Origin of the sequence: Paractinoplanes abujensis (assembly GCF_014204895.1) — a bacterium.
Classification (GTDB): Bacteria; Actinomycetota; Actinomycetes; order Mycobacteriales; family Micromonosporaceae; genus Actinoplanes; species Actinoplanes abujensis.
Window position 1 is genome coordinate 2282385 of sequence record NZ_JACHMF010000001.1, and the last position, 24422, is coordinate 2306806.

At 71.7% G+C, this 24422-nt stretch carries 26 protein-coding genes; 15 read left to right on the top strand and 11 right to left on the bottom strand.

The genetic code is table 11. From position 1 onward, the window contains the following. Positions 1–13 precede the first annotated feature (13 nt). On the top strand, positions 14–556 hold the full coding sequence (locus BKA14_RS10040; RefSeq protein WP_184950637.1) for a TetR/AcrR family transcriptional regulator: 543 nt from the start codon (positions 14–16) through the stop codon (positions 554–556). On the opposite strand, the gene BKA14_RS10045 is transcribed toward BKA14_RS10040, so the two are convergent. Further along, positions 557–2050: an MFS transporter gene (locus BKA14_RS10045; RefSeq protein ID WP_275412365.1), complete on the bottom strand. Its 1494-nt coding sequence runs from the start codon at positions 2048–2050 to the stop codon at positions 557–559. It abuts the gene before it with no gap. 56 nt (positions 2051–2106) lie between these two features. On the opposite strand from BKA14_RS10045, the gene BKA14_RS10050 reads away from it, so the two are divergent. The 4 genes from BKA14_RS10050 to BKA14_RS10065 all read left to right on the top strand — a co-directional run bounded on the left by BKA14_RS10050 (position 2107) and on the right by BKA14_RS10065 (position 7601). Beyond that, the gene (locus BKA14_RS10050) at positions 2107–3141 is read left to right on the top strand and encodes a Gfo/Idh/MocA family protein (protein WP_184950638.1); all 1035 of its coding nucleotides are present in this window, start codon (positions 2107–2109) and stop codon (positions 3139–3141) included. Positions 3142–3221: 80 nt separating this feature from the next. Next, positions 3222–6281 carry a putative bifunctional diguanylate cyclase/phosphodiesterase gene (locus BKA14_RS10055; protein WP_184950639.1) on the top strand — a complete coding sequence of 1020 codons (3060 nt, stop codon included), beginning with the start codon at positions 3222–3224 and terminating at the stop codon, positions 6279–6281. Between the two features lie 52 nt (positions 6282–6333). Beyond that, on the top strand, positions 6334–6990 hold the full coding sequence (locus tag BKA14_RS10060; RefSeq protein WP_184950640.1) for a GNAT family N-acetyltransferase: 657 nt from the start codon (positions 6334–6336) through the stop codon (positions 6988–6990). 23 nt (positions 6991–7013) lie between these two features. Continuing rightward, a complete protein-coding gene (locus BKA14_RS10065) occupies positions 7014–7601 on the top strand; it encodes a DinB family protein (protein WP_184950641.1) in 588 nt (195 codons plus the stop codon). 67 nt (positions 7602–7668) lie between these two features. Here BKA14_RS10065 and BKA14_RS10070 read toward each other — a convergent pair whose 3' ends face one another. The 3 genes from BKA14_RS10070 to BKA14_RS10080 form a co-directional block, all read right to left on the bottom strand. Further along, entirely contained in the window at positions 7669–8421 is a 753-nt protein-coding gene (locus tag BKA14_RS10070; protein WP_184950642.1) for a hypothetical protein, read from the bottom strand. 63 nt (positions 8422–8484) lie between these two features. Continuing rightward, positions 8485–8988 carry an SRPBCC family protein gene (locus BKA14_RS10075; protein WP_184950643.1) on the bottom strand — a complete coding sequence of 168 codons (504 nt, stop codon included), beginning with the start codon at positions 8986–8988 and terminating at the stop codon, positions 8485–8487. Beyond that, positions 8985–9386, bottom strand: a complete 402-nt coding sequence (locus tag BKA14_RS10080; RefSeq protein ID WP_184950644.1) for an ArsR/SmtB family transcription factor — start codon at positions 9384–9386, stop codon at positions 8985–8987. The genes BKA14_RS10075 and BKA14_RS10080 overlap by 4 nt, the downstream gene beginning before the upstream one ends. A 204-nt stretch (positions 9387–9590) precedes the next feature. Between BKA14_RS10080 and BKA14_RS10085 the strand changes: the two genes are divergently transcribed. Further along, positions 9591–10385 (top strand): isocitrate lyase/PEP mutase family protein, encoded by a 795-nt coding sequence (locus BKA14_RS10085; RefSeq protein ID WP_184950645.1) that lies wholly within the window; start codon positions 9591–9593, stop codon positions 10383–10385. On the opposite strand, the gene BKA14_RS10090 is transcribed toward BKA14_RS10085, so the two are convergent. Together BKA14_RS10090 and BKA14_RS10095 are read right to left on the bottom strand one after the other, a co-directional pair. After that, positions 10348–11523 (bottom strand): acyl-CoA dehydrogenase family protein, encoded by a 1176-nt coding sequence (locus tag BKA14_RS10090; RefSeq protein WP_184950646.1) that lies wholly within the window; start codon positions 11521–11523, stop codon positions 10348–10350. The two genes, BKA14_RS10085 and BKA14_RS10090, sit on opposite strands and share 38 nt — an antisense overlap. 14 nt (positions 11524–11537) lie before the next feature. Beyond that, complete coding sequence (locus BKA14_RS10095) at positions 11538–11945, bottom strand: DUF1810 domain-containing protein (RefSeq protein ID WP_184950647.1); 408 nt, start codon at positions 11943–11945, stop codon at positions 11538–11540. Positions 11946–12032: 87 nt separating this feature from the next. On the opposite strand from BKA14_RS10095, the gene BKA14_RS10100 reads away from it, so the two are divergent. The 4 genes from BKA14_RS10100 (at position 12033) to fliQ (ending at position 14287) form a co-directional block, all read left to right on the top strand. Further along, positions 12033–12503, top strand: coding sequence for a ricin-type beta-trefoil lectin domain protein (locus tag BKA14_RS10100; RefSeq protein WP_184950648.1), 471 nt, complete (start codon positions 12033–12035; stop codon positions 12501–12503). A 27-nt stretch (positions 12504–12530) separates the two neighbouring features. Then, positions 12531–13304 (top strand): hypothetical protein, encoded by a 774-nt coding sequence (locus BKA14_RS10105; RefSeq protein WP_184950649.1) that lies wholly within the window; start codon positions 12531–12533, stop codon positions 13302–13304. Positions 13305–13323: 19 nt separating this feature from the next. Then, on the top strand, positions 13324–13932 hold the full coding sequence (locus BKA14_RS10110) for a maleylpyruvate isomerase N-terminal domain-containing protein (RefSeq protein WP_184950650.1): 609 nt from the start codon (positions 13324–13326) through the stop codon (positions 13930–13932). 82 nt (positions 13933–14014) lie between these two features. Next, positions 14015–14287 carry a flagellar biosynthesis protein FliQ gene (gene fliQ, locus BKA14_RS10115; protein ID WP_184950651.1) on the top strand — a complete coding sequence of 91 codons (273 nt, stop codon included), beginning with the start codon at positions 14015–14017 and terminating at the stop codon, positions 14285–14287. Between the two features lie 30 nt (positions 14288–14317). On the opposite strand, the gene BKA14_RS10120 is transcribed toward fliQ, so the two are convergent. After that, positions 14318–15487 (bottom strand): ROK family transcriptional regulator, encoded by a 1170-nt coding sequence (locus BKA14_RS10120; RefSeq protein ID WP_184950652.1) that lies wholly within the window; start codon positions 15485–15487, stop codon positions 14318–14320. A 90-nt stretch (positions 15488–15577) separates the two neighbouring features. Between BKA14_RS10120 and BKA14_RS10125 the strand changes: the two genes are divergently transcribed. Then, positions 15578–16846, top strand: coding sequence for a YbiU family protein (locus BKA14_RS10125; RefSeq protein WP_184950653.1), 1269 nt, complete (start codon positions 15578–15580; stop codon positions 16844–16846). Between the two features lie 58 nt (positions 16847–16904). Further along, positions 16905–17384 carry a GNAT family N-acetyltransferase gene (locus BKA14_RS10130; protein ID WP_184950654.1) on the top strand — a complete coding sequence of 160 codons (480 nt, stop codon included), beginning with the start codon at positions 16905–16907 and terminating at the stop codon, positions 17382–17384. 10 nt (positions 17385–17394) lie between these two features. Here the strand turns inward: BKA14_RS10130 and BKA14_RS10135 are convergent, their stop codons facing one another. After that, entirely contained in the window at positions 17395–18195 is an 801-nt protein-coding gene (locus BKA14_RS10135) for an inositol monophosphatase family protein (protein ID WP_184950655.1), read from the bottom strand. Positions 18196–18275: 80 nt separating this feature from the next. On the opposite strand from BKA14_RS10135, the gene BKA14_RS10140 reads away from it, so the two are divergent. Next, positions 18276–18872 carry a sugar O-acetyltransferase gene (locus BKA14_RS10140; RefSeq protein WP_184950656.1) on the top strand — a complete coding sequence of 199 codons (597 nt, stop codon included), beginning with the start codon at positions 18276–18278 and terminating at the stop codon, positions 18870–18872. 39 nt (positions 18873–18911) lie between these two features. Continuing rightward, a complete protein-coding gene (locus BKA14_RS10145; RefSeq protein WP_184950657.1) occupies positions 18912–19856 on the top strand; it encodes an LLM class flavin-dependent oxidoreductase in 945 nt (314 codons plus the stop codon). Here BKA14_RS10145 and BKA14_RS10150 read toward each other — a convergent pair. From BKA14_RS10150 to BKA14_RS10160, 3 genes are read right to left on the bottom strand one after another with little or no spacing between them, the layout of a single operon-like run. Further along, positions 19850–20344 carry a DUF1990 domain-containing protein gene (locus BKA14_RS10150; protein ID WP_184950658.1) on the bottom strand — a complete coding sequence of 165 codons (495 nt, stop codon included), beginning with the start codon at positions 20342–20344 and terminating at the stop codon, positions 19850–19852. The genes BKA14_RS10145 and BKA14_RS10150 overlap by 7 nt on opposite strands. Then, complete coding sequence (locus BKA14_RS10155) at positions 20341–21507, bottom strand: PrsW family intramembrane metalloprotease (protein WP_184950659.1); 1167 nt, start codon at positions 21505–21507, stop codon at positions 20341–20343. The genes BKA14_RS10150 and BKA14_RS10155 overlap by 4 nt, the downstream gene beginning before the upstream one ends. After that, complete coding sequence (locus BKA14_RS10160; protein WP_184950660.1) at positions 21504–22127, bottom strand: hypothetical protein; 624 nt, start codon at positions 22125–22127, stop codon at positions 21504–21506. Before BKA14_RS10160 ends, BKA14_RS10155 begins: the two co-directional genes overlap by 4 nt. A gap of 84 nt (positions 22128–22211) precedes the next feature. Here BKA14_RS10160 and glgX point away from each other — a divergent pair, with 84 nt between their 5' ends. Next, positions 22212–24320, top strand: a complete 2109-nt coding sequence (glgX, locus tag BKA14_RS10165) for a glycogen debranching protein GlgX (RefSeq protein ID WP_184950661.1) — start codon at positions 22212–22214, stop codon at positions 24318–24320. The last annotated feature ends 102 nt before the right edge of the window (positions 24321–24422 follow it).

Sequence of the window (24422 nt, forward strand, 5' to 3'; positions counted from 1 at the left end):
ATACTATCCCCTCGTGGCGCAGGGGCGGCGGGACGAACTTCTGGACAAGGCGTACGCCTACGTCCGCGCGTCCGGCCTCTCCGACATGTCCCTCCGGCCGCTGGCGGCGGCGATCGGGTCGAGCCCGCGGGTGCTGCTGTTCCTGTTCGAGAGCAAGGACGGCCTGATCCGCGCCCTGCTGGCCCGGGCCCGGGAGGACGAGCTGTCGGCCTTGCGGGGCACCCTCCCCCACGGCGCCGGCGCCGGCGCGGCCGGGCTGGCCGTGTGGGAGTGGCTGGCCGATCCGGGCCACGCCTCGCTGTTGCGCCTGTGGGCCGAGGCCTACGCGCGCTCGCTCGGCGCCACCGACGGGCCGTGGGCGGGTTTCGCGGCCGAGACCGTGGCCGACTGGCTCGACGTCCTGGCCCGCGCCGACCCCGGATCGAGCCCGGCCCAGCGTACGGCGGTGCTGGCCGTGCTGCGCGGCGCTCTGCTCGACCTCCTGGCCACCGGCGACGTCGACCGCGTCACGTCCGGCGTGCGCCACGCGTTGTCGGCGGCTTCCCCGTCGTCCTGACTACGGCCGATGCCCACCGGACGCCGGCTCTGTCCGATCACGTCGATCCGCGCTGCCGTCGCGGTCAGCGCCGCCGTCGCGGTCAGCGCCGCCCTCCGCACGGTGGCGGCGGCCCGAGAGTACGTCGGCCAGCGCGGCGAGCAGGGCCACCGTCACGAAGCTGACGGTGAGCCACAGCGAGCCGCGGAACGCGCCGCCCCAGTCGCCCTGACCGGCGGCCAGACGGTTGAAGAAGAAGGAACCCACCGCGGCGATCCCCATGGCCGTGCCGATGCGCTGACCGGTCTGCAGCACCGCGCCGGCACTGCCCGCCCTTTCCACCGGCACCTCGGAGAGGGTCAGCGTCTGGTTCGGGCTGATCACGAAGCCGCTGCCCAGCCCGGCCACCAGCAGCGGGAGCGCGGCCGCCCAGCCGCCGCCCGAGCCGGGCACCAGCCGCAGCGCGATGTCGGCCGCGGCCAGCCCCACGATGACCGCGATCAGGCCGCCGACGACCATGTGCCGGCCGAACCGCTGCACGAACCGGCCGCCCACCGCGGACGCCACGGCCGAGCCGACCGCGAACGGGGTGATGGCCAGGCCCGCCTCCAGGGCGCTGTAGCCCAGGCCGCTCTGCAGGTAGAGCGTGTAGATGAAGAAGATCGTGGTGAATCCGGCGAAGTACAGCAGGCCGATGAGGGCACCCAGACCGTACGAGCGGACCTTGAACAGGCTCAGCTCGACGAGCGCGGTGCCCCGGAACCGCCGCTCCCACCACCAGAACACCGCCAGCACCGCGGCTCCCGCCACCACCAGCAGCCACTTCCAGGCACCGGTCCACTCGCGTTCCTGCACGAGGGGCAGCAGCACCAGCACCACGCCCAGGCCGAGCAGGGCCACACCGACCGGGTCGAGGCTCTCCCGCCGCTTGCCGCCCTGCGCCAGGGGGATCCAGCGCATCCCGAGGATCACGGCCACGATGCCGATCGGCACGTTGAGGTAGAAGATCCAGCGCCAGCCCTCGCTCGGGCCGAGCAGCGCGATGAGCAGGCCACCGAGCAGCGGGCCGACCGCTGTGGAGACACCGATGGTGGCGCCGAGCAGCCCGAACGGTTTGCCCCGCTCCTTGGGCTCGAACATCTGCTGGATGAGCCCGGAGACCTGCGGGTTGACGATGCCCGCGGCGGCGCCCTGCACGAGCCGGGCCACGACCAGCCACAGGGCCGACTGGGCCAGGCCGGCGGCCGCGCTGGCCAGCGTGAACAGGATCAGCCCGACGACGAAGGCGTTGCGCCGGCCGCGGGCGTCGCCGAACCGGCCGGCCGGCACGAGCAGCAGCCCGAACGTCAGCGCGTACCCGGACAGCACCCATTGCAGCTCGGCCGAGCTCAACTGGAGCTCGTCACGGATCGACGGCAGGGCGACGTTGACGATGCTCACATCGAGCAGGGTCATGAAGCCCGCGACCAGGGCAACGGTGAGCGCTTTCCAGCGCGTGGACTGTTCGGGTGTCACGGTCCGACCGATTCCCCGCTCGATCGGCGGCTAACCCGCGATCTAATGTGTGCCGCATGACGTCGTTCGCGGTGGTGGGGTCCGGGTGGCGGGCCGAGATGTTCTGGCGGCTGGCGGCGGCTCTGCCCGACGTCGAGTGCGTGGGCGCGGTCGTGCGCACGCCGCGCGATCTGCCGGTGCCCACGTTCTCCTCGCTCGACGACATCCGGCCCGACTTCGTGGTCACCGCGGTGCCCTGGGCGGCCAACCCGTCGGTGATCGTCGAAGCGGTTGACCGCGGGCTGCCGGTGCTGGCCGAGACGCCGCCCGCGCCCGGCGCCGACGGGCTGACCGAGCTCTGGCAGCGCACCGGCGACACCGGGCTGGTCCAGGTGGCCGAGCAGTACCTGCTGGTGCCGGCGCACGCCGCGCGCCTGGCCGCCGTACGGGCTCAGGTGATCGGCACGCCGACGCAGGTGCAGGTGTCGTCGACGCACATGTATCACGCGGTCTCGATGATGCGCGGCTTCCTGGGCGCCGGACGCGGCCCGGTGACCGTGCGGGCCTCCCGCAGCACGGCCCCGCTGGTCGACCCGCTGACCCGCGACGGCTGGACCGACGACCCCGAGCCCAGACCGGCCACCACGACGATCGCCACCATCGACTTCGGCGACGGGCTTTCCGGGCTCTACGACTTCACCGACAATCAGTGGCACAACCAGCTGCGGTTCCGCCGGATCGTGGTCCGCGGCACGCACGGCGAGCTGCGTGACGACGAGGTCGTGCGGCTCACCGAGCCCCGCACGATCGTGCGCTCGCCCCTCGTGCGCCGGCAGACCGGTTACGACCTCGACCTGGACGACTTCGACACCGACACGATCACGCTGGGCGACCGGGTGCTGTTCCGCAACCCGTTCCCGGGCCGCCGGTTCAACGACGAGGAGATCGCGATCGCCACGTTGTTGCGGCGCATGGCCGACTGGGTGCGCGGGGACGGCCCGCCGCCCTATCCTCTGGCCGACGGCGCGCACGATCACCGGATCGCGCTCGCCGTCGAGGAATCGGCTGATACCGACCGTACCGTGACGATCCCCACACCGATCTGGCGGTAGATCCGACCATTCACTCAGGCCGGGACCCGGCCGCCCGATGAAAAAACGGGACAGCCCGAGCCACGACCGGAGGGGGGCCGATGACGACGCGAGCTGTTCGCGCCGCGTTCGGCGCGTGGATCGTGGTGATTTCCGCGTTCTACTACGCCTTCCCCGACGCGCACCTGTTCACGTGGGCGCTGCTCGGCTACTCCAGCGCCGCGATGGTGCTGGTCGGCGTGCGGCTCCATCGCCCGTCACGCCGGCTGCCGTGGTATCTGATCGCGGTCGCGCTGGTGTTCTTCACGACCGGCGACTCGCTCTACAACTTCATCCTCTTCCTGGGCCGCGAACCGGCCTTCCCCGGCCCCACCGACCTGCTCTACCTGGCCGTCTACGTGTTCCTGACGGCCGCCTTCCTGCTGTTCGTGCGGGCTCGCGGCGGCGCCAGCAACCGCGCCGCCCTGCTCGACGCGCTCGTCCCCACCGTCGGCCTGGGCCTGCTCTCGTGGGTGTACTGGATCGCGCCGTTCACCCGCTCGCACGAGCTCAGCTTCCTGGAGAAGCTCGTCTCGATCGGCTACCCGTTCGGCGACGTGCTCACCCTGGCCCTGACGCTACGCATGCTGACCAGCCCCGGCCGCAAACCGCGGGCGCTGATCGCCCTCGTCGTCGCGATGGCCGGCCTGCTCGTCAGCGACATCTTCTACGGGCAGAGCCAGCTCAACAGCGCCTGGTCGCTGGGCGGCCCGGTCGACCTGGGCTGGATCATCTTCTACGCCGTGATGGCCTGGACCGCCCTCATGCCCTCGATGACGCTGCTCACCGAGAAGCTGCCCCAGGCCGCCGGGACCGACCTGCGCACCGGCCGGCTGGCCCTGATGGCCACGGCCGCCCTGATCGCCCCGGCCGTGCTCTACGTCGAATGGATCAACGGCAAGGAGATCGAGTCGGCTCGCGGCGGCGTCGTGGACGCGCCGGTCATCGCGGGCGCCGCGGCGCTGATGTTCCTGCTCGTGCTGGGCCGGGTCAACGGGCTGGCGGTGGCCCAGCGCCACGCCCGGGCCCGCGAGCGGGCGCTGCACCAGGCGGGCGCGGCCGTGTTCGCGGCCACCACCGAGGCCGAGGCCGCGCAGGCAGTCCGCGACGCCGTGACCAAGCTGATGCCGCCCGGCCAGCCCTTCCGCCTCAGCATCACCGCCACCGCCGGCCTGCCCCACCAGCCCGGCCTGCGCCTGCTCACGGCGGGCGAGCTGCCCGAGGGCGCGCGCTCCGGAGACTTCGAGCACTTCCTGTACGCCACGATGCCGCTGCCCGGCGAGGGCCGCGTCGCCGCCGGGCAGCTCGGCGGCCCGGTCGCGGTGCTGCGCGAGATGAAGCCGACGCTCGAGGCCCTGCTGGGCCAGCTCGAAGTCGTGCTGCAGCGCATCGGCCTGACCGGCGAGGTCAACCGGCGCAACAGCGAGGCCTACTTCCGCACGCTGATCCAGAACGCGTCGGACGTCATCCTGATCGTCGACGCCGACGACACCATCTCGTACGCGTCCCCGTCGGCCGACACCGTGCTCGGCCACCCCGACCTGACCGGAACGCCGCTGTCCGCCCTGATCGCGGTCAGCCACCACACCGCGCTGAGCGAGGCGCTGGCCGCTGTGCGTACCGGGCGCGACCAGGCCGACGCGACCGACCTGGCCGTGCTGTGCGGCGACGGCCGGCTGCTGCAGATCGAATGCACCGGCCGCGACCTGCGCGACGACCCCACCGTCCGGGGCCTGGTCCTGACCATGCGCGACGTGACCGAGCGCCGCCGCCTCGAGGAGGACCTGTCCCATCTGGCCTTCCACGACGGCCTGACCGGGCTGGCCAACCGCGTGCTGTTCCGCAACCGCCTGGAACAGGCGTACACCGTGGCCGAACGCGACGACGAGATCATCGCCGTGCTCTTCGTCGACCTCGACGACTTCAAGGACGTCAACGACACCCTCGGGCACGCCGTCGGCGACCAGCTGCTGGTCAGCGTGGGTGAGCGGATCTCGCAGGTGATCGGGGTGGCCGACACAGCCGCGCGGATGGGCGGCGACGAGTTCGCCATCCTGATCGAGCAGAGTCCCGACGCCGGCCGGGCCGAGGAACTCGCCGGACGCATCGTGCAGGCCCTGGCCGTACCGGTGGAGGTGTCCGACGGCATCGGCGGCAGCCACATCGTCAGCGGCGCGGCCAGCGTCGGTGTGGCCACCAACCGCGACGCCGGCTCCGCCACCGAGCTGCTGCGCCACGCCGACCTGGCCCTCTACCAGGCCAAGGGCGAAGCCAAGGGCACCTGGCAGCGCTACCAGAGCGACCTGCACACCGCTATGGTGCAGCGCCTGGAGACCCGGGCCGCGTTGCACGAGGCGATCGACAACGAGCAGTTCGCCGTCATGTATCAGCCCATCGTCGACATCGGCACCGCCGACACCGTCGGGGTGGAGGCGCTGGTGCGCTGGCAGCACCCCACCCGCGGCCTGCTCGGCCCCTACCACTTCATCGAGGTCGCCGAGGAGAGCGGCGCGATCGTCGAGATCGGCCGGTGGGTGCTGCGCGCGGCGCTGACCGAGTTCGCCGGCCTGCGCGCCGCCGACGCCGAGAGCACGCTGCGCTACGTCAGCGTCAACGTCTCGGCCCGCCAGTTCCGCACACCCGGCTTCGTCGACCTGGTGCGCGAGGCGCTGGCCGACAGCGGCGCGCGCCCGGAATGGCTGCTGCTGGAGATCACCGAGAGCCTGCTGCTGCGCGACGCCGACCAGGTCTGGAGCGACCTGGAGGAACTGCGGGCACTGGGTGTGCGGATCGCGATCGACGACTTCGGCACCGGCTACTCGTCGCTGAGCTACCTGCGGCAGATGCCCGTCGACGTGCTCAAGGTCGACAAGTCGTTCATCGACGACATCCTCGGCAGCGAGCAGCAGCGGGCGCTGGTCGACGCCATCGTCACGCTGGCCCGCAACCTCGACCTGGCCGTGGTGGCCGAGGGTATCGAGGACGAAGGACAGCGGGCCGAACTGGCCGCGATGGGTTGCCCGTACGGGCAGGGTTATCTGTTCTCCAAGCCCGTGTGGGCGCACGAGATCGTGGCCCGCCGGCACACCGGCCCCGAACTCTCCGATCTCTCCGCAGCCTGAATTTCGGGTTATTCACTGGCGGTCATGGGCCTCAGGCGGCAGGGTCGGAGGGGTGCTGGAGAATCCCGTGTGGGCCGCCCTCTCCGGGCCCCAGGCCTGCTTCGCCGAGGCGTCCGGTGACGCCGCCCGTTTTCAGTCCGACGTCGGTCCCTGGTGCGCCGTCGCCGATGTCCGTGACCGCAAGGCGTGGGCTGACCTCGCCGAGCTGACCGACCGTGCGCTGATGTCGGCCCCGGCGATCCACGCACCGGCCGGCTGGGAGGCCGTGTCGGTGACGGCGGGCGTGCAGATGGCCGGTCACACCATGACCGGCGTGCACGACCCCGAGACCGTCGAGCTGAGCGAGACCGACGTGCCCGAGATGCTCGACCTGGTCGAGCGGGCCCAGCCCGGCCCGTTCGGCAAACGCACCGTCGAACTCGGCCGGTACGTGGGCCTGCGGCACGAGGGCCGATTGGTCGCGATGGCGGGCGAGCGGTTCCGGCTGCCGGGGTGGACCGAGGTCAGCGCCGTCTGCACCGACCCCGCCTTCCGCGGGCAAGGCCTGGCCGCGCGCCTGACGATGGCGGTCGCGGCCGGCATCCTCGAACGCGGCGACCTGCCGTTCCTGCACGTGGCGGCGGAAAACGCGGCCGCCGTGCGGCTCTACGAGCGGCTCGGCTTCCAGGTCGACCACGAGGTGGTGTTCGGGGCGTACCGCCGGGTCTGACCGCGCGTGGCATGCTGGCGCGCATGATTGACGAGGCAGCGGTCAAGGCCGACCTGGTGAACTACCTGCAGTACGCGCGGGACGCGCTGATCTGGAAACTCGACGGGCTGTCCGAATACGACGTACGGCGGCCCCTCGTGCCCACCGGCACCAACCTGCTCGGCCTGATCAAACACTGCGCGAGCATCGAGGCGGGGTACTTCGGCGCCACGTTCGGGCGGCCCTACCCCGAGCCGATGCCGTGGATCGACGACGACGACGCCGAGCCCAACGCCGACATGTGGGCGACGGCGTCCGAGACCCGCGAGGACATCGTGGCGCTCTACCGGCGGGTGCAGGCGCACGCGGCCGAGACGTTCGCGGCGGTGCCGCTGGACGGGAAGGGCGCGGTGCCGTGGTGGCCGGCCGAGAGCCGGGAGGTTCCCCTGCACCGGGTGCTGGTGCACGTCACGGCCGAGGTGCAGCGGCACGCCGGACACGCCGACGTGGTGCGCGAACTGATCGACGGGGCGGCCGGGCTGAGCGACAAGAACAGCAACATGCCCGAGGCCGACGCCCAGTGGTGGGTGGACTACCGCAACCGGCTCGAGGACGTGGCCCGCAGCGTCTGACCGGCCGGCGCGGCGCGGTGGGTACGGCCTGTCGAGCCGTCCGCGGGAGCCGGGCCCGGGGACGGCTTCACCGAGCCGTCCGCGGGCGGCGGGCCCGGGGCGGGAGCGTGACACCGGACAGGGTGCGCAGCGCGGCGGGGCCCCGGGAGCGCCGGGGCCGGGTGCGCGCGCCGGGCCGGGTGCGGGCGTCGCCGCGGGCGTCGCTGTAGGCGAGCAGGTCGATCGTGTCGCGCTGGCGGGTCGGGTCGGGCTCCGGCCGCTGGGCGTAGGCCGACTCGTCCTCCTCCTCGTAGACGGCGACTTCCCCGGCCACCGGCTCGGGCGCCTCGGCGGCCTGGAAGATGGTGAACCGGTCGGTCATGGCCAGGGCCCGTTCCGGGCCGGCCAGCACCAGCGCCGCGCCCAGGTTGGCCACGGCGAACGGCAGGCCGATCACGACGAGGCTGGGCGAGGTGCGGATCGACACGACAGCCAGCACGGCCGCGGCGACCGCCGTGCTCAGCGCGGCCAATGTGCCCGCCCGGCGGATCGAATAGCTGCCGAAACCGGACAGCCGGATCACCGCGGCGGCGCAGGCGGCGGCCAGCAGCACGGCGAGCACCCAGCCCGCGGCGAACGGCCAGAGGCGCTGCCACGTTCCGTCCTCGTCACCGAACACGAACATCAGGAACGGCACACCGATCACGGCCACCACGAGCAGCAGCACGGCGTCGACCGTGAGCACGATGGCGGCCGCCGCGACGGCGTCGATGCGGTGACCCCGCGCCTCGCCCGCCTCCAGATCGACCATGGTCAGCCCGCCCTCCCCAGAGCCCGCCACCGTCACCGGACCATGGCGACGCTCGACGCTGCACCGTAACGCATGCGTCCAGCCCGTGACGTCTCAGGGACGCAGCCCCTCGTAGTAGGCCTTCATCGACGGGTAGTAGTCGTCGAACACCGGCTGCCCCGCACCCTCCCGCGCCGCGACCAGCATGTCCAGGTAGTACTCCCAGCCGGGCCCGACCTCACCGATCCCCTCGGTGGTCGCCAGGTGATGGACGAGCCGCAACTCGGTACGGCCGCCCGCCTCGGTCAGCACCACCTCCAGGTGCCAGCCCGCGTCGTCGCCCTCACCCAGGCTCACCACGGCCAGCCGACGCGGCGGTTCACAGGCGTCGATCCGCATCTCCATCCACGGCGCACCTTCCTCGTACGCCATCTGCACCTTGATCGTGCGCCCCGGCCCCGGGTCCTCCCCCGTCCACCGCCCGAACCACCGCGCGCTGCGCTCCGGCTCGGTCACGCCGGCCCACACGTCCTCGATGCCCGCCCTGAACACCCGGCTCAGCACCAGATCGGGCCCCCGGTTCGTCTGCTCGAGCCGTCCACTCGGCGGATTGGTCATGCCGTGCCCTCCTGTCGGTTGTTCACGTCCTCCCGCCGCCCCCGGCGAAGGCGACGCACTTCGGCTTCTTCGGTGCGGCGGTCGCGGCGTGTGCGGTGCACCTCGGTCTCGAGCGCGTCGAGCCGCTGACTCAGGAACGCGGCGGCCGGCGCGAAGCCGGCGATCCAGTCGCCGACCGCGGTGAGCGGCTGCCGGTCCAGGCGGTACACCCGCTCGCGACCGGCCCGCGTGTCGTGCACGAGACCGGACTCGCGCAGCACTCGCAGATGGCGGCTCACGGCGGGCCGGCTGATCGGGAACCGCTCCGCGATGCGCCGCGCGGGCAGCGGCCCCTCGCGCAGCGCCTCCAGGATCGCGCGCCGCACCGGATCCGCGATCGCCGCCGCCACCTCGTCCACGGCCGGAAACGTAACCTACCGGTTACGCTTTTGCCAAGCGGCCGGCCCTGAGGTGGAATGCCGGCCCGGGTCAGCCCGCCGCCGAGCCAGCCGTCGTCAGAGGTTTGGCGGAGCGGGAAAAATCCGCCGGCCGAGGCCCCGGAGATCCCTCCCTCGCCTGATCTGCGGCCCGGGAGGCGGGAGCGACACCCCTAGGATCGCAGCATGAGCGATCGGTTCCGTTCCCTGCACGAGGCCGGGACATTCGTCATGCCGAATCCGTGGGACGTCGGGTCGGCTCGGATCCTTGAGGGCCTCGGTTTCGTCGCACTGGCCACTACGTCGTCCGGGCTGGCGGCGTCGCTGGGCAAAGCCGATCAACAGGTGACGCGGGACGAGCTGGTCGCGCATGTGGAGGCGTTGACGAGTGCGATCACCGTTCCGGTCAATGTCGATGCCGAGCGTTGTTTCGACGATGTGGCCGAGACCGTCGAGCTGCTTGCGGCGGCGGGCGCGGCGGGGATCTCCATCGAGGACTACGACCCGGCCGCGGACACGATCGAGACGGTCGAAGCGGGCGCGGGGCGGGTGGCCACGGCCAAGGAGGCTTGCGCGCGGTCCGGGGTGGTGTTGACGGCGCGGGCGGAGAATCTGCTCTACGGGCGCGACGATCTGGACGACACGATCCGGCGGTTGCGGGCGTACCGGGAGGCGGGTGCCGACGTGGTGTACGCGCCGGGGCTGCGTGAGCCAGCGGACATCGCGCGGGTGGTGGCCGAGGTCGACGCGCCCGTGAATGTGCTGGCTGTGGTGGGGGCGCCGCCGGTGGCCGAGCTGGCGAGGCTGGGTGTGCGGCGGGTGTCGACCGGCGGCGCGTTGGCCCGGGCGGCGTACGGGGCGCTGCGTGACGCCGCCCGGGAACTGCTCGACCACGGGACCACGACCTTCCGGTCGCGGTCGCTGCCCGCGGAGGAGGTCGCGGCTACAGCTGACCGTGGTTGGGCGGCTGGACGTCGCTGAGTTCCCACGCGGCCAGGTGATGGTATTTCCAGTCGACCGGGTCGTGCACGCTGTGGGTGCGGGCGTTGCGCCAGTGCCGGTCCAGGTCGTATTTGGCGGCGGCCGAGCTGGTGCCGCAGAGCGCGAAGAGTTCCGAGCCGGCTTCGACGGCGACCTCGCTGCCGAACGCCTTCGCGGCGGCCACGGCGAGCGACCCTTCGGCGGCGGTGGCGGCGTCGGCGGGCACGCGGCCGATCCCGTCGAGGGTGCGGGCGGCCTCTTTGAGCAGGGCCTCGGCGGCGCGGACGCGGGTGGCGAGGCGGCCGTAGCGGTACATGACGTGCGGGTCCTCGACCGCCTTGCCGGCACCGGCCCGTACGGCCTCGGTGGACGGCCGTGCCTTGTCGCGCAGGTAGGCGCGGGCGTCGGCCAGGGCCCCGCCGGCGATGCCGACCTCGATCGCGGCGTGCACGAGCTGGGCGCGGGCGCCGAGCTGCTGGGGCACCTCGTACGCGCTGGTGTAGTCGAACGAGTACGCGACGGGCACGTCGGTGAAGGTCGCGGTGCCGCTGATGGTGGCCCGCTGGCCGATGACGTCCCAGTCGGTGTCGACGGTGACCCCGGCGGCGTCGCGCGCGACGAAGGCGAGCACGAGCCGGCCGTCCTCGCCGAGCGCGCTGACGGCGATCCACGCGCTGGTCAAGGCGCCGGTGGTGTAGTACTTGACGCCGTCGAGCCGGCCGCCGGCGAGGCGGGTCCTGAGGTCCTGGGCGTGTTTGCCGCCGCGCTCGGCGAGGGCGTTGCCGATGCGGCGCCCGGCCAGCACGTCGGCGAACAGGCGCTTGCGGAGGTCGTGGCCGGCGTGCACGGCCAGGATGTCGACCAGCAGGTAATGGGCCTGCGGGACCTGCGCGACGGCGGGGTCGGCGGCGGCGATCAGGCGGGTGACCTCGGCCAGTGTGGACGGGCCGAGGCCGGGACCGCCGTCCTCCTCGGGCACCGTGATGGCGAGCAGCCCGGAGCGGTCGAGCAGGCCGAGGGCCTCGGTCGGGATGACGTCGGCGCCGTTGCGGTCGCGCTCGGCGGCGCCGGGGGCGAGGGCGGCGGCGAGGTCCGCGGCGGCGGCGACGGCTTCTTCGTGGGTCGTCAGGAGGGGCACCCGGACGAGCCTAGTCAGGCTTTCAACAGCTCGAGGGTGCGCTGGTCGGGGCCGTCGAAGAAGTGGTCGATGACCTGCTGGAACGGTGCCGGGTCGCCGGCTGCCGCGGCGAACAGGGTCATCGACGAGCGCAGCTTGAGGTCATCGGGATGACCGAAGACGTCGGCCGCGCTCTTGTCCGTCCTCGTCAGGATGCCGGCCAGCTCACGGAGTCGCGGGCCCAGCACCGGGTGATCCAGGTACGCCTTGGCCTCGGCGAGGTCCTTGATCGCGTACGCCTGGGCTGTGGGGCTGGAACCGAGGCCGGTGAGCTGCGGGAAGACGAACCACATCCAGTGCGTGCGCTTGCGCCCCGCCGTCAGCTCGGCCTTCGCGGCGGCGTGGACGCCTTCCTGGGCCTGCACGAACCGGTGAAGACTCATGCCGTTTTCCGTTCCCGCCCCGGGCCTGCGCAAACCCGCCTAGTGTGAGTCGACCCCCCGCCCGCATCTTCGTGGAAGAAGGCTCTCATGCGCGCGGTATTCTCCGTCTTCGCCCTGGTGGCGGCGCTCGCCGGACCGGCCGCCCCGGCTCAGGCGGCACCGGCCTTGCAGTTCATCAGCAGCCACGACGGCCGCTGCCTCGACGCCGACATCTCGACCGCTACCCACGACGGCACCAAAGTGCAGGCGTGGCAGTGCATCGACGGCAACCGCAACCAGCGCTGGCGGCACTACAGCGACGGCACGATCCGCAGCCTGTGGGACGGGCGCTGCCTCGACGAGGACATCGCGGGCGGTGTTCGCAACGGCACGAAGGTGCAGCTGTGGGCGTGCAACGGCTGGCTGAACCAGAAGTGGGACGTCCACGCCGACGGCACGATCACCAACCGGCACGACGGCCGCTGCCTCGACGAGGACATCGCCGGCGGCACCCGGAACGGGACGAAGGTGCAGGTTTGGGACTGCAACGGGTGGCTCAACCAGAAATGGCACCGATAACCCCGCAAAAGCGACGAGAATGACCTGATGTCGGAAGCCGAGTTTCTCGGGTACGCCGGGTCACTGGCCGTCGCGGGTCTGCTGTTCCTGATCCTCGCCGTGTTCGGGCTGGGCCAAGGCCTGGTGCTGCGCGTGCTCGACGTGCTGCTGGGCCTGGCCTTCCTCGGGTACGCGGGCTACCTGATGGTGGCCGCGCCCGACGAGCCGTTCATGACGTGGCTGGTCCACCTCACGCCGGCGGCCGGGCTGGTGGTCGCGCTGACCGCACGGCGGCGCGCCCGGGCCCGGCTCAGGCGGCTCGAGGAAGAGCACAGCGCCAAGCCGTACGCAGGGCAGGAAGCGGCAGTCACCACGGAGCGGCAACCCTATCCGTCGCCGCCGGCGCCGCTCGACCCGTCGGCGCCCGCGGCGAAGCGCAAGCCGGAGGCGGCCACCCCCGATGGCGGCAAGTCGACCGGGGTGGCCTCACCGGCCATGCCGTCCGGGCTGCCCAAGGAGGCCCCGGCCGGGCAGGCGCCGGCCGGGGCCACGCCGCGGCCGCCGCGGCCGTCCGGGTTGCCGCAGCTGCGGCCCGCGGTGGCCGAGCCGCCACCGGCGCATGCCGCACCCGGACCCGCCGCGCCGGGAGCGCACGCCCGGCCCGCCGGTCAGCACGCCGCGCCGGCTTCGCACGCGGAACCGACGGCGGCCTCGGCCGACGACGACGAACGGGCCTACCGGGCGCGGCACGGGACACCCTCGGCGGAGACGGCGCATCACGACTACACGGGCGGGCGGCACCGCGCCGACGGGGAGTCCTGAGCGTGGCTAGGGTGTCGGGGTGGACTACCGCCGGACGTACCGCTCCGCCGCCGTCACCTTCGTCGACCTCGTGGGCCGGGTGCCCGCCGGCCGTCTCGACGGCCCCGGCCTCGGCGACTGGACGCTGCGGGCCTTGATCGGGCACACGCTGAGCTCGGCGCTGATCCAGGTCCCGTCGGTACTGGGCACTCCTGCGACGCCGGTCAACGTCGCCGCCGCGGAGGGCTATTTCGCTTTCGTACGGGACGTTCCCGCTGACGTTTACGCCGCCGCGCTCGCTGCTTGCGACGTGGACGCCCGGGAATCGGCCGCCTCGATCGACGCCGCCGGGTCCCTGGCCGGCCGGGCGACGCAGGCCCTGGCGGCGGTCGGCGACGACGACGTGGTGGCCACACCCGTCGGCGGCATGCGGGTGCGGGACTGGCTTCCCACCCGGACGTTCGAGCTGGTGGTGCACGGGACCGATGTGGCGGCCGCGGCCGGTGTTCCGGTCGAGTTCGACCCGGCCGCCGTGGCCGAGTCGACGGTGCTGGCCGCGAGGATCGCCGTGGCCCTGGGTGACGGCTCGGCGGTGCTGCGGGCGCTCACCGGCCGGGCGGGCCTGCCCGAGAAGTTCACTGTCGTGTAGAACCTGAGGCTTTCCGCGCGGTCTCACCGAACTGCAACCGTCCTGCACTCCGTCGCGTCGCGTCTCGCCCGAAGAGGGGGATATGACCGACACGATGATTATCGAACTGGGTCTGGGCGCCATGACGATCGCGGCCAAGATGTGCGCCCCGGTCCTGCTCACGGCGCTGGCAGTCGGTTTCGCCATCTCGCTGTTCCAGTCGGTGACCCAGATCCAGGAAGCCACGTTGTCCTTCGTCCCGAAGGCCGCCGCCGTCTGCGCCGCCCTGCTCTTCTCGGGCAACTGGATGCTCCACGAGATGGTCAACTACACGACGCAACTCTTCGGCCGCATCCCCGAGCTGATCGCCGCCTGAACCCGCACCGGGCGCTTCCGGGCGTCCCGCTCAGCGGCCCAGAACGCGTTCGCGCAGCCGGTGGAGGGCATCGGCCCGCGCACCGCAGAGCGACGGCTCGTTGTCCACAGCGGCCGCCCGGACCTCGACGTGCCGGGGCAGCCGCGTCGTCTCCCGCGCGACGGCGTCGATCAGCGCGATGCCCCAGCGCCCGCCGACGACGATCACTTCCGGATCGATCAGGGTGGCCAGCGCCGCGAGCAGTCCACCGACCGCGGACACGACCTCCGGCGGGCGCTTGTCGAGCAGCAATCCGACGTCGATGGCCGTCGAGCCGCCGGAGCGCCGCAGCCCGAGCTCCCCGAACACCTCGATCAACGGCATCGCCACCCCGCCCGGGCCCACCGTGATCAGGTGTGCCACCTCCCCGGCGAGGCCTCGATGCCCGCGCCGCACCTCGCCGTCGCTGACGATCGCGCAGCCCAGCCCCTCGTCGAGATACACGTAGGCGAAGTCGTCCCGCGGGTTGGCCGTGCGTTCGGCCTGCGCGGCCCAGTTGACGTCGTTATCAACATGAACGGGCCCGTCAACACGATCCGCCAGCACCGCCACCGGATCGATCTCCCCCAGCAGGAACGGCGCGTCCGGCAACTGCAGCAGCCGCCCGCTGTGCCGGTCCACCGGATCCGCCGCACTCACCACAGCCAGCCGCGGCCGCCCCGGCCCGGCGCCACCGTCCGCGCTGGGGCCACCTGAGCTCGCGGCGTCGGCGTCGGCGGCGGCGCGGCCGGCACGGTCGCGGGCGCGGGCGCACGCGTCGTCCACCGCGGCGGCCAGGGCCCGGGCGACGTCGTCGGGGCGGGCGGGACGGCCGATCCGCGCCTCGGCACGGGCCAGCAGATCCCCGTACGCGTCGATCTGCTCGGCCACGACACCTTCGGGGGCGATGCTCACGGCCAGCGCCGTCCCGGCGCCGGGGGCCAGCGAGTAGTAGGTGCCGACCCGGCCCTTGCCGCGGCCGCCCGGGGTGCGGCGGCCGGTGTCCACCACCAGGCCGGCCTCGGTCAAGCGGCGCACGCTCTCGCCGGCTGTGGGTTTGGAGATGCCCGTCTCTGTGGACAACTCGGCACGTGTCAGCAGTCGATGACGCATCAAGGCGCGCAGCACGTGCTCGTCGGTGAGCGATCGCAGGATGTCCTGCGAGGGGCGGGCCGGATCCACGATGCCATTCTAGTCAGGGCTCTTGCCTAGAAGGGTCGCGGGGCCTTACCGTCGTTTCTAGTTAAGGGACATGACTAGAAGGAGGCCGCCATGCCGCTCCCCCACTGGGAGGAGACGCCCACCGACCTGACCGGCGCGATCCGTGAGATCAAGGCCGCGCTGCGAGCGCAGATCGCCGCCTCCGGCCGTACGGTGGAAGAGGTTTTCGCCGTGGTCGAGCGGGACGTCGCGGCCGAGGTCGCCGAGATCGCCGCGGCCAAGGCCCGGGGCGAGACGGTGTGGCCGGTCATCTCCTACGCCGACATCGAGGCCGGCACGGTCAGCACCGCCGACGTCGCCCGGCTGCGCAAGCGCGGCTGTTCGGTGGTGCGCGGCCACTTCCCGCGTGAGCAGGCCCTCGGCTGGGACACCGGGATCGTTCAGTACGTCGAGGAGAACGCGTTCTTCGAGAACTACCGTGGCCCCGGCGACGACTTCTTCGGCAGTGTCGGCTCCAAGCCCGAGATCTACCCGATCTACTGGTCGCACGCGCAGATGGAGGCCCGGCAGAGCGACCGGATGGCGCGGGTCCAGGCGTTCCTCAACAGCCAGTGGAAACACACCTCGGACGACGGCACCCAGTGGTTCGACCCGGAACGTGACTCGCTCTACCCCGATCGCATCCGCCGCCGGCCCGAGGGCGCCGACTCGGCCGGTCTGGGCACGCACCTCGACCCGGGCACGCTCGACCTGTGGATGACGCAGGCCTACCAGCAGGCCTTCCGGCACCTGTTCGACGGGTCGGTGGAGCAGTACGACCCGTGGGACGCCGCCTACCGCACGTCCGGCCCGCAGTATCCGGGGTCCACGATGTGCTCGGCCTTCCGCACCTTCCAGGGCTGGACGGCGCTCTCCGACATGGCCCACGACCAGGGAGTCCTGCACACCGTGCCGATCCCGGGCGCGATGGCGTACCTGATGTTGCGACCCCTGCTCAACGACGTCCCCGACGACGACATGTGCGGCGTGACCGTCAACCAGGTCTTCCCGGCCACCGACAAGTGGCACGGCCTGCTGATGGAGGCGCTGGCCGGCATCCCCGACGTGCAGGCGGGCGACTCCGTCTGGTGGCACTGCGACATGATCCACAGCGTCGCGCCCGTGCAGGACCAGAAGGGCTGGGGCAACGTCATGTACATCCCCGCCGCCCCGTGGTGCCCGCGCAACGAGGCGTACGCGTCCTCGGTCCGCGAGGCTTTCCGCACCGGCTCGAGCCCGTCCGACTTCCCCGCCGAACACTACGAGCGCGACTGGCGGAACCGCTTCACCGAGGCCGACCTGAACACGACGGGCCGCCGCGGCCTCGGCCTCGTCCCCTGACCGGTCACCGGCCCGGATATGACTGCCGTCGCCGCGGCGGCAGTCATAGGGTCACCGCATGACCAACGTGCGGCGGGCCACCGCGGAGGACGCGCCGGAGCTGGTGCGGCTGCGGGGAGTGCTGTTCGGCCTCCCCGACGACTCCGACCAGGACGGGTGGCGCGAGGCGTCACGGCTGATCCTGGTCCGCAGGCTGACCGCGCCGTCACCGACGATGGCCGGCTTCGTCGTGGACCAGTCACCTGACACCACCGGCCGGTTGGCCGCCTCCGCGGTCGGCATCGTCGAGGAACGGCTGGGCGGCCCGGGCAATCCCCACGGCCTGGTCGGTTACATGTTCAACGTGGCCACCGACCCGGCCCATCGCCGTCACGGCTACGCCCGCGCCTGCACCGCGGCGCTGCTAGCCTGGTTCACCGCCGAAGGCGCGTACACAGTCGACCTGAGAGCCACCCCGGACGCGGAACCCCTCTACACGTCCCAGGGTTTCGCCCGCACTGCCGACCCGGCGATGCGGCTGACCCTGCCCCGCAGCTGAGGAGTCGTCCTCACCCGTGGAGCTGTGTCGCCACCATGCCGAGCAGCGCCGCGTGCGTGGCGGGGTCAGCGGCGGCGAGCAGACCCTGCCGCCCGGTGTGCAGGGGCCCACCGTCCAGGGCGGTCACCACGCAGCCCGCGGCCTGGCACAGGGCGATCCCGGCGGCGAAATGCACGCTGTCACGCAGATTCCCGTCGGTGACGTACGCCGCGCGCCGCCCGGCCGCCACCCACGCCACGGCGAGCGTGCTCGACACCACCCGCGGCCGGAAGCGCTCGACGAACCGGTCGTCCATCAGCAGCCGCGCCGCCCGGAACCTCGGCGCGTTCGGGAACGGCGCGTCGGGGTTCAGATCGACGAGGCCGCTGGAGCCGTCCGGCCGCAGCTCGTCGTCCTCGACCCCGGTCTTCCGTACGAGGGCCCGCGCACCGTCGGTCCAGAAGATTTCGCCGGTGAACGGGTCGGCCGAGGCGGCGGCCAGGCATCGGTCGCCGTCGCGCAGCGCCACGTTGACCGAGACGAGCATCGTCGTCGCGGCGTAGTTGAGGGTCCCGCACAGCGGGTCGACCAGCCATTCGCGTCCGCCGCCGGCGCCGCCGCTGCGTCCGCTCTCCTCCCCCACGAGGGAGTCCTCCGGCCGGGCGGTCCGCAGCACCTCGAGGACGGCCTCTTCCGCCGCGAGGTCCGCCTCGGTGGCGAAGTCTCCGGGCGCCTTGCCGAACCGGGCCAGCTCGGTGCCGTACCGTTCCCGCACGACCGTCGCCCCGGCGGCCGCGGCCGCTGTCGCCAGTTCCCCGTCGGTGATCGACACCGCCCGATCATAGAACGCGGCGATACTGGGTTGATCTTCGGTGGGTCGTCCACAGGAGCATGGTGCGCGAGGAGGACCGGGTGACCCTGGAGGAGCAGCGCCGGCACATGGCGACGGGATCGATGTACGACGACCTGACTCCCGAACTGCTGGCGGCGCGGCAGCGGACGGTGTTCCTGACGAGCGAGTACAACGCCAGCTTCGGGCAGGAGCAGGACGTGCGGGAGGCGATCCTGCGGCGGCTGCTGCGCGAAGTGGGCGAGGGGTGTCACTTCGAGCCGACGTTCCGGTGCGAGTTCGGTTTCAACATCCGCGTGGGCGACCGGTTCTACGCGAACTTCGACTGCGTGATGCTGGACGGCGGCGGCATCACGATCGGTGATGACGTGCTGTTCGGACCCCGCGTCGGGATCTACACGAGCAACCACGCGATCGATCCGTTCGAGCGGGCCGCCGGGGGCTGCTACGCGAAACCGGTCGTGATCGGGGACCGGGTCTGGATCGGTGGTGATGTGACGATCAACCAGGGCGTGACCATCGGCACGGGGTCGATCGTGGGGTCGGGCAGCGTGGTGACCCGGTCGGTGCCGGCGGGCGTCATCGCCGCGGGCAGTCCGGCCCGGGTGCTGCGCGAGATCACCGACGCGGACAAGACCGGCTTCACCGGCGGTTCGTAAGATCAACCGAGGGTCGCGTACGGGGAAAGGGGTCGGGTCATGTCGCGTGTCGGGGTCATGCTGCCGCGGGATCTGCCGGTGGACGAGGTCCTGAGTTATGCCCAGCGGGCCGACGAGCTCGGCTTCGACGAGCTGTGGGTGGTCGAGGACCTCGGGTTCCGGGGCGGGGTGGCCCAGGCCGGCGCGGTGCTGGCCCGCACGTCGCGGATCACGGTGGGGATCGGGATCCTGCCCGCGGGCGCCCGGAACGCGGCGTTCGCGGCGATGGAGCTGGCGACCCTGGCCCAGCTGTTCCCGGGCCGGCTGATCGCGGGCATCGGGCACGGCATGCCGGACTGGATGCGGCAGGTCGGCGCGTGGCCGGCGAGCCCGCTGACGCTGCTCGAGGAGTACACGGTCGCGGTGCGCACGCTGCTGCGCGGGGAACCCGGGCCGGCGGCCGGACGGTACGTCGCCGTCGAGGGTGTCGTGATCGGCGAGGCGCCGCAGGTCGTGCCACCGGTCGTGCTGGGGGTGCGCGGCCCCAGGTCGATCGCGTTGGCCGGGCGGGTGTCCGACGGTGTGCTGCTGGCCGAGCCGGCCGCGCCGCCGTACGTCGCCTCCTCGGTGCGGAGGATGGGGACGGGCCTCGAAGTCATCACGTACGACGCGGCGGTGGTCGGCGACGACGGCCGGGCCGCCCGGGACCTGGTGCGCCCCGGCCTGGCCTGGATCGGGGAGCCGGACTGGGCGCCGCACCTGGTGTCCATGCCGTTCGCGGACGACCTCGCCCGGCATCGGCGGGCCGCGTCGGGCCCGGAGGATTTCGCGGCCACGATGCCCGACGAGTGGGTCCGCGAGCTTTCCCTGGCGGGAACGGCCGACGACGTACGGGCTCAGATCGCGGCCCGGCACGCCGCCGGCGCCACCAGCGTCGTGCTGATCCCGGCCGAGCCCGGCCGCCGCGATGCGCTGACCCGGCTGGCGCGGGTGCTCGATCACTGAGACCGGGTCAGCCGGCGCAACGCCTTGACGTAACGATCGGTCGCGTAGCGCTGGCCCAGCCGGGTGATCGGCCCACCGAGCCGGGCCAGCGCCGTGGCCGGCCGGCTGAAGGCCCGGATCCGGAAGCGGACCTCGTCGCCGGCGGTCAGGACGACGAGGAACGCCTCCTCACCGCGCTCGGGATGACCGGGCAGGGTGCCGTAGCCGAAGCCCCGCCGGTCCGGCTCGTCCACGACGTAGACGACCCGGCACGGCACCGTCATGCCGAAGAAGCGCAGCACGATATCCGCGCCCTCGGCGGCCCGTTGCCCGCCGCGGACGATCCGGAACCCGGCCGCCCTGTGCATACGCCAGTCGAGCAAGCTGTCCACAGCCCGGTCGAACGCCGCCCGCCCGTGCCCGATCAGTTCGTCCCGCTCGACGTGGCCGTAGCCGGCGGGCATCGGCTCGTCGCGCGTCGCGCCCACCTCGGCGTACGTGAGGCTCATGCCGCGGCTCCGCGCAGGCGCAGCAGCTCCCGCCGGGCGTGGGCGACCCGCGGGGTCTCCGCGCCGCCGGCCGCCGCGATCTCCTGGGCCAGATCCCCGGCGCTCTCGATCAGCAGGTCGGCCCGGCGGCGGTTGCGGACAAGCTTGCGGAAGTGCCGGCGGTCCTTGTGCAGACCGCTCACCGCGGCCAGCAGCTCGTTGTCCACAACCCCGGCCTCCACCTCGGGGGCGAGCAGTTCACGCATCCACATCCGCTCGGTGCGCGAGGCCAGCCTCCGCACGACCAGCAGCACCACGATCGCCAGCGGCATCAGCAGCAGGTAGGGCGCGGCCAGGAGCAGGAAGTCGTTCCAGGCGAACAGCCCGCCGGCGTCGTCCCACGCGAAGTGCAGGACCATCGCGGCCAGGCACGCCGCCAGCCCGCGACCCACGTGCCGTTCGCCCGGCGCGCGGCCCAGGATCCACATGACGCCGGCGCAGAAGACGGCGCTGAACAGGGCGTGCGAGGTGATGCCGACGAACCCGCGCAGCGCGAGGATGTAGAGCGACGACTCCACCTGCCCCACGCCGAACGTCGCGGTGGCGTTGTTGTAGGCGTACAGGATGTCCTCGGACACCTGGAAGCCGAGGCCGATGAACGCCCCGATGATGAAGCCGTCGTAGCCGCTGCGGACCAGCCGCGGGGCCAGCCCGATGAGCAGGATCAGGCCCAGGCCCTTGCCCCACTCCTCGTTGATCGGCGCGGTCAGCCCGGCGCCCCAGGTGCTGGCCCCGGCCGGCCCGAGCAGCTTGGTCCAGATCTCCAGCATCGCGGTGTTGGCGGGCAGCGCGATCCAGAACGCCGCCGCACAGAACCCCCAGGCGAAACCGGTCGCCAGCAACGCGCCGGGCTGCGCGGTGTAGCGGTTCTGGTGGCGCAGGAAGATCAGCCACGGGATCAGGTAGATGCCGAAGAACACGATGCCGCTGGTCACGGCGAGCCGGTACGTCCCGAAGCCGGCGCCGAAGAACTTCACGATGCCGACGGAGCCGATGCCGACGCCGATCAGCCACACCCAGAACGCGGCGTTGTGCGGCTGGAAGAGCCGGTACGGCGCGCCCCAGCCCGACTGGTCGATGGCGCTGAGCTGGGCGTCCTTGGCGGGCGAGCCGGTCAGGGTCATGCGGTGCTCCCGGGGGTGACGCTGCGCAGCAGGGCCTCGATCTCGCCCGAGTACTCCTGGAAGGAATTGGGGGCGGTACTGACCTCGACCAGCAGCGCGGGAGCGGTGGCCGGTGACGTCTCGGACATCTTGAACGCCGCGAGCAGTTCGTCGCCCGCCGGTCCGCTGGCCGTACGGACCACACCGGCCAGGCCGGAGGTGGTGGTGAAGGTGCCGGGTGCGCCCGAGATGTCGGCGTTCGCGTCCTGCGACGTGAGCACCTGGTCGAGGAACTGGGCGGCCGTGCCGTCGAACGCCGCCCCTGTCATGTTGATGACCGCACCCGCCTTGGCCAGCTTGACCGTCTCGCGCGACGGGCTCACGCCGGTGTCGTCGCTGACCAGCGTGCCGTCCTCGAGCTGCCAGCCCACCGGGGGCACGGCGGTCGCGCCGCCACCCAGGTCGAGCACGTCACCGGCCTTGATCGGGTTGTCCCAGGGGACCACGGCGTTGACGGCGGGCCAGCCGTAGATCAGCAGCAACGCGACGGCCAGCACGAAGATCGCGGGCTTGAGCCGGCGCCGATCCAGGCCGAGCCACCGATGTTCGACCGGCACCCAGCCCGGTAAATCTGTACTCATGCGCACCCCCTGCGTCACAACCTAGTGCCAGAGACAGTTGACCGCGCGGATTGACGGGAGTGGTTAGTGGGAAGCAACGCCCGCATGAAGATCTGGCCCGGGAACCCCTACCCGCTGGGTGCGACCTACGACGGTGGGGGGACGAACTTCGCCCTTTTCTCGGAGCTCGCCGAGCGGGTCGAACTGTGTCTGTTCGACGAAGACGGCAACGAGACACGAATCGACCTGCCCGAGCGGGAGGCGCTCGTCTGGCACGGCTACCTGCCCCGGATCGTGCCGGGCCAGCGCTACGGCTACCGCGTTCACGGGCCCTACGACCCGTCGCGCGGGCTGCGCTGCAACCCCAGCAAACTGCTGCTCGACCCGTACGCCAAGGCCATCGACGGGCGTAACGACTGGAACGAGGCGCTGTTCGCGTACCGGTTCGGCGACCCCGGTTCCCGCAACGAGGACGATTCCGCCCCGTACGCGCAGAAGTCGGTCGTCATCAACCCGTTCTTCGACTGGGGAAACGACCGGCCGCTGCGCATTCCGTTCCACCAGACGGTCATCTACGAGGCGCACGTCAAAGGCATGACCGAACGGCACCCGGACATTCCCGACGACGTCCGGGGCACGTACTCCGGCCTGGCCCACCCCGCGATGATCAAGCACTTCAAGAACCTCGGGGTGACCGCGGTCGAGTTGATGCCGGTGCACCAGTTCGTGCACGACAGCACCCTCATCGACCGCGGCCTGACCAATTACTGGGGCTACAACACCATCGGCTTCTTCGCGCCGCACAACGGATACGCCTCGTTCGGCGGGCACGGCGGGCAGGTGCAGGAATTCAAATCGATGGTCAAAACGCTGCACCAGGCCGGCATCGAAGTGATTCTCGACGTGGTCTACAACCACACCGCGGAAGGCAACCACCTCGGGCCGACCCTGTCGTTCCGCGGCATCGACAATCCCGCCTACTACCGGCTCGTCGACGACGACAAGCAGTACTACTACGACACCACCGGCACCGGGAACAGCCTCAACGTGCGCCACCACGAATCGCTGCGGCTCATCATGGACTCGCTGCGCTACTGGGTCACCGAGATGCACGTCGACGGTTTCCGGTTCGACCTGGCGGCCGCGCTGGCCCGCGAATTCCACGCCGTCGACCGGCTGGCCGCGTTCTTCGACCTGGTCAACCAGGACCCGATCGTGTCGCAGGTCAAGCTGATCGCCGAGCCGTGGGACGTCGGGGACGGCGGTTACCAGGTCGGCGGATTCCCTCCCCTGTGGACCGAATGGAACGGGCGCTACCGCGACTCGGTCCGTGACTTCTGGCGAGGTGAGCCGGCCTCCCTGGGTGAATTCGCGTCACGGTTCACCGGCAGTTCCGACCTGTACGAGATCGACGGGCGGCGCCCCATCGCGTCGATCAACTTCGTCACCGCGCACGACGGCTTCACACTCAACGACCTGGTGTCGTACAACGAGAAGCACAACGACGCCAACGGCGAGGACAACCGCGACGGCGAAAGCCACAACCGTTCGTGGAACGTGGGTGTCGAAGGACCGACCGACGACCCGGACATCGTGGCCCTGCGGGAACGGCAGAAACGCAACTTCCTGGCCACCCTGCTGTTGTCGCAGGGCGTACCGATGATTTCGCACGGCGATGAACTCGGGCGCACCCAGGGCGGCAACAACAACGTCTATTGCCAGGACAACGAGATCAGCTGGGTCGACTGGACCGACGCCCGCAATCAGGACGTGCTGACCGGATTCACGCGCCGGCTCACCGAACTGCGGGCCAAGCACCCCATTTTCCGGCGGCGCCGCTTCTTCACCGGCGAACCGATCGGCGACGACAAGGTGCCCGACATCGCCTGGCTGCGCCGCGACGGCCAACCGATGACCGAAGCCGACTGGAACACCCGCAGCGGCATGACGATGACGGTGTTCCTCAACGGGCACGGCATCCCGGAACGAGACGCGCTCGGGGAGGTCATCACCGACGACTCGTTCCTGCTGCTGTTCAATCCGCTGGGCGAGAACGTCGAATTCACGCTGCCCGATCGCAGTTTCGGGCGTACGTGGGAGATCGTGGTGAACACCGCCGATCCGTTGCTGGCGGTGCGCCGCAAAACCGCGAAGGCGGCATCCCAACTCGAAGTGATGGGGCATACGTTGGTTGTCCTGCGGTGCCGATACTGAAAAATCGTAAGCAGATGTCCTCGCGGGGCGGTGGGTACGGGCCGTCGCTCCCGCGGGGACCCGGGTGGGCTTCGCCGGCCGCCGGCGCGTCCAGAACACGAA